Below are 6,964 nucleotides of genomic sequence, written 5' to 3' on the forward strand. Positions count from 1 at the left end.
AGTTAGTCATTAAGTGGCATCGAAAGATAAAAACAAGGGAAATAGTGGCTATGATGCAGTTTAAATGCCGATTAGCTTATTCAAAAAAAAGGGAGCTAACAGCTCCCTGACTTATTTGTAGTTTTGAACCCTCAATCTTAAATAGATGCTTTTTTAAATTTGCGTTGGGTAGCAAACACACCCGCAACACCTAGCAGACCAAGCATTACTGATGGTTCTGGTACTGCTACGGGAGGCACACCTTTTATGCTAACTTCATAGTTGCCACTGTGAGACTTTCCATCAGCACCGTCTCCTGAACTGTTGGTTAGCCCACTTGCTGTAGCAGAGAAGCTGTAAAGTAAATCAGTTTTGTCGTCGTAGGTAACTTTAACAACTTCACTAGCTTGGAATCCATCTTTGACAAAATTACCAAAGGCTCCTAATAGAGGCGCATAGTTATCTTTTAAATTGTAGTGACCGGCTAACCCAATTTTGATTTCACCAGTGGTGTCATCTTGATTAACGTAAGAGATGTTAGGGTCGCTAGAGCGTTGGAAACCACCAATACCATTAAACGCGTTAAAGGCTTGCTCGCGGATAAAGCTGCTAGGAGTAAAACTCGGTAAACCCAGTGCCAATTTAATTGCAGATTCATTGGTTGCTAGACCAGCTGCATCATAAAATTGGTTAAACCAAGTATTTGCAAAGTTATTTGCTCCATAACTTGTACTCAATCCTGACCCAGTACTAAACCAATCTGTTGCTGTCAGGCTGCTTAAAGTAATACTTTTGTTACCAATTTGCCCTGTCAAGGTGGTGTTTTTGGTGAAATCAAAACCCGCTTGTTCACTGCTAGCTCGTAACTCTACGTTTCCAGTAGGATTTGCGGCATTTCCATCTAGGACTTTTTGTACATTTGCGGAAGTATTGCCCACGAGGTTGGTGCTGTTACCTTGGACATCATAGACTAAATAATCACTTGCTGCTGTTCCACTTATATTAGCGCCGGTGAGTGTGCCAGCCTGTGCTGGTACAGTGGCGATCGCGCTCATACCAATAGCCATTGAGGCACCAATTACAAGTTTCTGAAAAGTCATTTTCATTTTTTCAAGTCTCTGTCAGTTTGGAAATTAAGTTTTAAACTACTGCCGTTTTTAGGCTTAGGCTGTCTTGGCTACAGGCTTTTTGGCAATACAGCTGCTTAAAAGCGTGACCTGCATTATTAGCTATTTTTGGTAGCTGATCTTACAAACCCAGTTTAAGAAATGGAGAGACCTGATTAAGTAAAGTTCCTGCTAATTATCAATAAAAAGATCAAGAATGTTTCAATAGTTTTATACGTTTAATTACATATTTTTTTAGAATTATATGGTTATACAAATCACAATATATAGGACTACGATTTGACTTTTGAAAATATAATTAGACTGAAAAGCCTGTTTTATCAGGGTTTTATCTGAATCTTGTTCAGAAATCAGATATGAGTCCTATAGTATTTTTAAGTTCAGTATAATACGGAGATTCGCAGGGTAGCACAGCTTTTATTGGTGTCAACTTCAGGTGAAAGCCAGTCTAGAAGAAGAAGTTCAATCAAGAAACTGGGCGATTCTTTCCACAGCAGTTTCTAACAAAGGTGGCTCATGCACCAACGCAAAACGGACATATCCTTCTCCAGATTTGCCAAAGCCAGCACCAGGGGAAGCGGCTACACCAGTTTGTTTGACTAGCTGGGTACAAAATTCTATGGAGTTTTGACTCCAAGGTGAGGGCAATTTTGCCCAGATGTACATTGTGGCTTGGGGAGTTGGAACGTTCCAGCCAATGCGGTGTAAAGCGTTGATGAAAGCATCACGCCGCCCCTGGAAAGTAGCGACAGCAGATTTTACCCCAGATTGAGAGCCAGTCAGGGCAGCGATCGCCCCATTCAAAATCCCCCGATACTGATTAAAATCAACTGCGGCTTTTACCTGGCGTAAGGCGTTAATTAACTGAGGATTACCGATGGCGTAACCGATGCGGAAGCCGCCCATATTGTAGGACTTGGAAAGGGTGAAAAATTCAATCGAGACGCTTTTCTCTGGATCAGCTTGGAGAATTGAAGGAACTAACGATCGGGCATGGAGTATTAGTGATTCTCCCCTACTCCCCCACTCCCCACTCCCCACTCCCCACTCCCCACTCTCCCCAAATACCAAATCTACGTAGGGGAAATCGTGAACTAGGACGAGATTGTGTTGTTGACAGAAGGCGACAGCTTCTTGGAAGAATGATATTGGTGCGATCGCAGATGTGGGATTGTGAGGATAACTTAATACCATCATCCGCGATTGAGCCAAGACAGGGGCAGGAATATCAGCAAACACTGGTAAAAAACTGTTTTCTGCCCCTAGTGGCATCGGGTAGATTTGACCACTAGCTAGGTACACTCCCCCGGCGTGAGAGGGATAACCTGGATCGAGTAACAGGGCGAAATCTCCGGGATTGAGTATTGCTAGGGGTAAATGGGCGGTGCCTTCTTGAGAACCAATCAGAGGTAGTACCTCAGTTTCGGGATCGACTTTGATGCCAAATTTTTGTTCGTACCAGTTGGCTGCGGCTTGGCGAAACCCAAGGGTACCGTTAAACAACAGATAGCCGTGGGTACTGCGATCGTGTAGAGACTGGGCGATCGCCTCGATGACGTGTGCTTCAGCTGGTAAATCAGAAGACCCCAACGACAAATCGATTACCTGCCGTCCAGCAGCCAAAGCGACTGCCTTGGCTCTGTCCATATCAGCAAATACATTAGATCGCAGGGGTTGTAAACGCTTTGCAAATTGCATATTAGTCATTTGTCCTTTATCCTCTCTTACAAAGTTCCGAGCGGAGGTTTCCTCCGCTCAGACTTTGCGCTTTGTCCTTTGTCATTTGTCCAAAGTCCAATTGACTAATGACCAATGACTAATGACCAATGACTAATTACTATTTAAGTGCGTATCTAGGAGAGCTAGTAATTTATCTTTGCTGATGACTCCCTCAGTGGATATCAAAACTTCCTGGCCTTGAAATAGTCTGAGGGCAGGTACACCTTCCACTTGGTACTGCTTAACAGTGAGTGGATTGGGGTCGATTTCCATTTTAACGACTTTGAGGCGATCGCTATATGTGGTAGCAGCTGAAGAGATCGCGGGCGACATCAATTGACAAGGCCCACACCAGTCAGCCCAAAAGTAAACTAATACAGGCTGCTCGGCTTTTAAAACTTCGGTTTCAAACTCAGCATCAGTTATGGTGATTACAGCCTTACTCATTGCAGTCTCCATCAGGTAGCGATCGAAGTTGGCACACACAATACTTTATCCCAAAGTATTGACTAATGACGTAAAATCCCACAGCCAACAGGCGTGGGACTGGCTCAAATAAGTTTTCTGCCAATTTTACAATTGATCCAATTGCTTGCGTAGGGAATCTAACTCGGCATCAACCACCTCATTAGACTTAGGAGCAGGAGCAGTGGTTTGTTGTTGCGGTGGTAGTTGGGGTTGATTTTGCGGAGTAGCGGGTGGTAACATTTGCGCTTTCAAAGCTGCCAATTCATCATCAACATCGCTACCACCTTCCAACTGAGCAAATTGGGTTTCTAAATCTGCACCAGCTAACTCTCCTAGTGCCTGAGCGCGGGATTCTTGGATCAAGACTTTTTCTTCCATCCGCTCGAAGGCAGCCATTGCACTACTGGTATTCATCCCACTCACCATGCCTTGAAGTTGTTCTTGGGCTTTGGCGGTGGTGATTCTAGCTCTGAGCATTTCTTTCTTGGTCTGAGCCTCAGAAATTTTGCTTTCCAGCTGGATTAAGTTGCGCTTGAGGGTTTCAACTTGAGTGCTTTGTGTATCCAAACTAGCCTTGAGGGCGGCGCTGGTGTCTGTATAAGTCTTCTTGCGCTCTAAAGCTTGTCGTGCTAAGTTCTCATCACCTTTTTGCAGCGCTAGTTGGGCATTGCGTTGCCACTTATTGATTTCATTTTGGGCATCATTATACTGTTTTTCACTGCGTTTTTGGCTGGCGATGGTCTGGGCTACTCCCTGACGCAGCTGAACTAAGTCTTCCTTCATTTCCAGGATGGCTTGCTCTAGCATTTTTTCGGGGTCTTCGGCTTTGTTAACCAGGTCATTGAGGTTAGAACTAACTACTCGCTTAATCCGATCAAATAATCCCATAACTTTGTTTTTCCTTGTCTGGTTTACGCTTTTTGTTGGACAGTTAGCTTTTTTACTTTTTAATAGCTACCTATTTCAATGTAATCTTTCCGGTTTGAATCAGTACCTTCTGACAACTCTTAATTTTTAAGATATCTCGAAACTGGGGTAATTAGCCGAACTTCAAGAGTCCTGAGTTTTGGGTAACTGCTGTTGAGGAGGCTGCCCTGTGTTCTGGTTCTCCTCAGTGAGGAGACTGTTGTGCTGTGTATTTTCTGCCTGGTTTAAAACCTGCACCTTCATTGCTGCCAATTCGGTATTTACATCATTAGTAGATTCCAAAGAAGTAAATTGTGTTTCCAAGTCGTCGCTACTGAGTTGAGCGATCGCTTCTGATTTAGCTTCTATTTGCAAAACTTTTTCTTCCATCCGCTCAAAGGCACTCAGACTGCTGGTTGTAGAAACTCCGCCGAGCATTTCCTGGAGGCGATAAGACGCTTCCGCAGAACGGGCGCGAGCAATATACATATCTTTTTTAGTTTTGGCCTCGCCAATTTTTAACTCTAGCGATCGCATATCCTTTTTTAGCCTACCTACGATCTCATTTTGCTGCTCTATCTGGGAAAAGAGGGCTGTACTGGTTTCTTTATAGGCTTGGCGCTTAGTCAAAGCTTCGCGTGCTAGAGGTTCGTTGCCTTGTTGCAGGGCTAATTGGGCGCGGCGATACCATTCTTCTGTTTGAGACTGAGCCGCCAGAGCCTGTCGTTCCGTGCGTTTTTGGGTAGCGATCGCTTGTGCGACACCCTGCCGCAACCGCACCAGATTTTCCTGCATCTCCAAGACAGCTTGCTCCAGAATCTTTTCTGGATCTTCTGCACCACCGATCAAACTATTGAGATTAGCGCGAATCACCCGCAAAATACGTTTGATTAATTCCATGTCGGCTCTCCATTCACGAATTAGCTAGGGCTATTTCATTCTCCCCTAGTCCGCCAGGGAATAAATTCCCCATCTCACAGCTAAAGTCGGTTTTAACCGACTATCAATAAGCTTTTGAGTCCGTTTTAACGCACTTGGACTATTAGCCCGAAAATTTATTTCCGAGCGGGTTATGCCAAGAATGAAATAGCCCTGACTACTCAGCACTCCTAACTCCTGTACAGACGCGATTAATCGCGTCTCTCCTAACTCCTAACTCAGCACTGTTATCTCATGGTATCGTAGAATTTTGCAACTCATGGCTGCTGAACTCGTGCGTTAATTCCCTTTGCCTGTAACAGTTGCATCTGTTGTTTTATTTGCGCTTTAGTCTTAAAAGCACCCAGATAAATCAATTCTTTGTTTGGTGATAAATAAGCATCGGGAACTAGTTGTCGTGCTGACGCTAAAGCCGCACCTTTATTGTCTATCACTATATGATAGAACCCATCTGTTCCTGGTTTGATTTCTGCATTCGGCTTTGGTGAGGTTGCGATTGGGTTGGGCGAGGTTTTTGCCGGTGAAGTGGGAGGCAAATTCAAAAGAGGTAAGGGCTGTACCGTCGGTACTGGTGCTAAGGCGATCGGATTTGTTGGCTTTAGGGCTGTGTTGGGAGTAGGCAATGCCGCTTGAGGATTTGCTCTTTTTTGGGGAACGACAGGATTAGGCACTACTGCGAGGGTTGGTTGGACTTTGGGTTGTAAGCCAACTACATCATTGGGATCTCTCACTTCAGGAAACTCTTGGGCAGCTAGATTGGGATACTTAGGTATAGAACTGCTTGGTGGCTGTATTTGAGGTTGGACATTACTCTCAACTTGCTCAGTATTTTCTGGTGCGGGAGAGGAGTTACCGTTAAACAACTTGCCTAAATTCCATTGTGAGAAGCTTTTAGGATTGAACACTACATAACCCAAGGTAAGACTCGCCACCAATAGCAGCAACATGGAGCCGATACCCAAAGGTGATAGCAGACTGTCGTTATAATTGCTTGGCTTCTTAGTTTCTGGTTGTTCTTCTTTCAGACTTCGCAGCAGTGCTTCACTAGATTCCAAATAGTCATCTGGATGCTTAGGGGTATCATCTGACTGCAAGAGATTTTCGCTTTTAGTATCTTTAACGACAACTGGCACAATGCTGCTACTTAAGTTGAGCGGGGGTGATGGAAGTTGAGTTTGTGTTTTAGCAAAATCTGAGATCGAGGGCACATTGAGATTATTTACTTCTTCAGTATTTGCCGTAGCTGGCGCTGAGTTCATTTCAGGATTCACAGCTACAGATGTGGGTGCTACGTCAATTTTTGCCATAGCTGGCGTTCCCTGATGATTCACGGGTACAGATACAGACGGCACGTTGGTTTTAATTTCCGTTACTGATGACTGAGTTGTGCCCGATATTGTATGAATGGCAGTCAAAGGCTGGGGTTGACTGCTCATGTAACTTGAAATACGGGCATGGTTCGATGACATCAAACCAGTTCGCGTGCGTCGGTATCGAGCTAACTCTTGATCTAGCGGCACCTCTAAACTCGCTAGTGCTGCTGCAAGTGCTGGTTTCAACCCAGGTGTTTTAGACGATTGAGTACCGGAATCATTCAGGGGGTTTTGAGTCATTGTCTCTGTGCCTCAAACGTAAACTGCTGGAATTAACTTTAGATATATTTGTGACAATAGTAACGGAAATTATAAAGACTGGGCATGGGGCATTGGGCATTGGTTATTCTCCTCATCTCCCTCATCTCCCTCATCTCCCTCATCTCCCTCATCTCCCTCATCTCCCTCATCTCCCTCATCTCCCTCATCTCCCTCATCTCCCTCATCTCCCCC

The 6,964-nt window shown here is 44.6% G+C and carries 6 protein-coding genes; all 6 read right to left on the minus strand.

Features of this window, described 5'->3' with window-relative positions; translation table 11 throughout:
- Nucleotides 1-137: 137 nt before the first annotated feature.
- Complete coding sequence (locus tag V7K27_RS18345) at nucleotides 138-1,085, minus strand: NF038130 family PEP-CTERM protein (RefSeq protein ID WP_334949517.1); 948 nt, start codon at nucleotides 1,083-1,085, stop codon at nucleotides 138-140.
- A gap of 483 nt (nucleotides 1,086-1,568) precedes the next feature.
- Nucleotides 1,569-2,804 carry an LL-diaminopimelate aminotransferase gene (locus tag V7K27_RS18350; protein WP_334949527.1) on the minus strand — a complete coding sequence of 412 codons (1,236 nt, stop codon included), beginning with the start codon at nucleotides 2,802-2,804 and terminating at the stop codon, nucleotides 1,569-1,571.
- A gap of 132 nt (nucleotides 2,805-2,936) precedes the next feature.
- Complete coding sequence (locus tag V7K27_RS18355) at nucleotides 2,937-3,272, minus strand: thioredoxin family protein (protein ID WP_334949518.1); 336 nt, start codon at nucleotides 3,270-3,272, stop codon at nucleotides 2,937-2,939.
- A 126-nt stretch (nucleotides 3,273-3,398) separates the two neighbouring features.
- Nucleotides 3,399-4,181 (minus strand): PspA/IM30 family protein, encoded by a 783-nt coding sequence (locus tag V7K27_RS18360; protein WP_334949519.1) that lies wholly within the window; start codon nucleotides 4,179-4,181, stop codon nucleotides 3,399-3,401.
- Nucleotides 4,182-4,343: 162 nt separating this feature from the next.
- Nucleotides 4,344-5,099: a PspA/IM30 family protein gene (locus V7K27_RS18365; RefSeq protein ID WP_334949520.1), complete on the minus strand. Its 756-nt coding sequence runs from the start codon at nucleotides 5,097-5,099 to the stop codon at nucleotides 4,344-4,346.
- Between the two features lie 296 nt (nucleotides 5,100-5,395).
- Nucleotides 5,396-6,751, minus strand: a complete 1,356-nt coding sequence (locus V7K27_RS18370) for a hypothetical protein (protein WP_334949521.1) — start codon at nucleotides 6,749-6,751, stop codon at nucleotides 5,396-5,398.
- Between the last annotated feature and the right edge of the window lie 213 nt (nucleotides 6,752-6,964).

The organism is Nostoc sp. (assembly GCF_036919575.1).
GTDB lineage: Bacteria > Cyanobacteriota > Cyanobacteriia > Cyanobacteriales > Nostocaceae > Nostoc.